The organism is Methanosphaera sp. (assembly GCF_016282985.1).
Lineage (GTDB): Archaea > Methanobacteriota > Methanobacteria > Methanobacteriales > Methanobacteriaceae > Methanosphaera.
On sequence record NZ_JAEELZ010000012.1, the window covers coordinates 1 to 2,547 of the forward strand.

At 27.8% G+C, this 2,547-nt stretch carries 2 protein-coding genes; one reads left to right on the forward strand and one right to left on the reverse strand.

Going from position 1 to position 2,547, the window contains the following annotated elements:
- The coding region (locus QZZ11_RS00790) for an RNA-directed DNA polymerase (RefSeq protein WP_292472630.1) at positions 1-1,306 on the forward strand (1,306 nt) is incomplete at its 5' end.
- A gap of 6 nt (positions 1,307-1,312) precedes the next feature.
- Here the strand turns inward: QZZ11_RS00790 and QZZ11_RS00795 are convergent.
- Complete coding sequence (locus QZZ11_RS00795; protein WP_292472632.1) at positions 1,313-2,422, reverse strand: site-specific integrase; 1,110 nt, start codon at positions 2,420-2,422, stop codon at positions 1,313-1,315.
- Between the last annotated feature and the right edge of the window lie 125 nt (positions 2,423-2,547).

Sequence of the window (2,547 nt, forward strand, 5' to 3'; positions counted from 1 at the left end):
AATATTAACAGAAGAAACTGAAGAACTTGTTCAACGCGGATTTGATAATAAAGAATTAATTACACACAATATTTGTTCTGGAAGATATTACCACATGAGTATTGATGTTAGCAATTTTTTTAATAGTATTTATAGCCATTCTGTTTCTTGGGATTTAGTCAATAGTCATAATAAAGAGATATTTGAAAATTTAGATGCATTGTCTAGAACATTAAATAAAAATGAAACAAAAGGAATTATTATAGGACCATATACTTCTGGAATTATTTCTGAAATCATTTTATCCAAAATTGATCGTCAAATTGTTGAAAAGTATAAAGATGATGATGTTAGCTTTGTGCATTTTTGTGATGATTATGATTTCTTCTCAGATTCAAAGGAAAAGCTAGAATTGGATGTAAAAAACTTTATTGGTAAGTGTTTTTTGAAATATGGCCTTGATCTAAATTTAAGCAAGTTTAAAATAGAAGAATTTCCATTTATTTCTTTAAAGAATATACAAACAGAAAGAATTTATACCTTGAAAAATCGCATAAAGGTTGAGGATTTTGACACTTCGTTAGATTACGTTGAAAATGTTATGAATGATTTATCATTAGCGCTTAAAATAAAATATTCTAATTGTAATTATATGATATCAATCCTAAATTTTTTATATGAAAGAGATGAAATACCTGAAAAATATTTAGATAAGGAAACAAGTAAAATATTGTTGGATTATTTAATTAACATGATGTTTAAAAATAATTTAGTTTCAAAATCAGCAGCAAATTTAATCCTTAGTATTTTTAATAAGTTGGACTTTACTCAACTTGAAAAAAATACAATTTTGAATAAATGGATAAATAAGCGAAACTCTTGTGAGCCACAATTAAAAGAAATAACCGATTTATGGTTACAACATATTATTTTAAAGCTTGGATGTTCTTCAGCAGAAATAACTGAGTATATGTCTGATTTGCTGGGAGTTGGAGTTCTTCAAGATGTTATGTGCTTAGATTATTTTAATTCAAATAATTTGACAATTGAAAAAGAAGAACTAATAAAAAAATATTTAGATAATATTAAGATTGAGCTAAATAATAGGTTTGGATCAGAGTGGAAACAGGCAGCGTATGATACTAAATATTGGCTAGTATTTTACACAAACAGTTTAAGATGGAAGTATGAAACTAAAACAGAATATATTGGTACTTTGTTTGATGAACTTAATATTCACAGATTAGCTTCAACTCCTTCTATGCCAGGACGTTTAAAAATGTTAGACATACTTTATGTTAATGGTGTGGAATTTTACGAAAATTAAAATAGCTTAGTCATCTTCTAAGCTATCTATAACTGAAACAACAGAATCAAGTGCAGTACTAAACATATGTGAATATGTATTTAGTGTCTCCTCGATTTTTGTATGTCCTAAATACTTGGCTACTAATGTTACATTAGCACCGTTATTGATTAAAAGTGATGCGCACGAATGTCTAAAGTCATGAATCCTGATTCGCTTTAATCCGGCCTTATCAGCCATTCTGGAGCGATATAAATACAGAGTAGAGTCTGCAATAGGTCTACAGTCAGAACACACGAAGAAATCATCATTAAAGTTAGCATATGTTTTCTTGTCATACTCATATAACTCTTTTAAATCATTTAGAAGAGATTTAGTAATAGGAACTATACGTTTGCTATCTTTAGTTTTAGTATCACTAAATTCAAACTTGCCTTTATTATTTAATTGAGTTAATTGTTTGTTGATTGAAAGTATTCTTTTGTCAAAATAAATATCCTTCCAGGTAAGTGCTTTCAGTTCACCTTTTCTTAACCCACAGTAGTAGAGTATTTCAAAAGTAACTTTAGTTTTTAAATCTTGAGCATATGAAATAAACTTCTTGAAATCTTCATATGTATAATAGCTCATTTCTTTTCTACGAGCAGTTGGATCAGTAAACTTAGTCATTTTGTTATACACATCAATGAAATTGAATCCGTGCCATTTAACTCCGAAGTTAAGTATGGATTTTAGAAACTTGTAGATATCGTTTTTAGTTCTAAGTGATAATGACTTAGAATCAATATCATTTTTCCATTCCATAAAATGCATGATATTAAAATTTTTAACTTTTACTTTATAAAAACATTCGATATATTTTTCTTTATTTTTGTAACCATAAATTGTTGTTGGTCTCATTTCTTTATCATTATGAGCTCTAAACTCATTATATAGATCCTGAAATGTCATGTTATTATCTTCGACTTTGTTAGTAGAAGTCACCAGGAATATACGTTCTGCATCTTGCGCTTCTTTTTTAGTAGCAAAGTTTTTAGATTTCTTTTGTCTGTTATTACCAAATGAATCTTGATAATTAACTTTAAAGAACCATGGCTTTTCACTCCTAGATGGTCTAGGATCTTTATAAACAGGCATAATTTACACATCCTTTCTTGTGTAAATCCCTAATTAATGATATAATGAAATACGAAAAGTTCCATTCAAAAAATTATAAGTTAGTCAGACTTTTAATTAGGGATTTTTCATTTGAGTCACTGTTA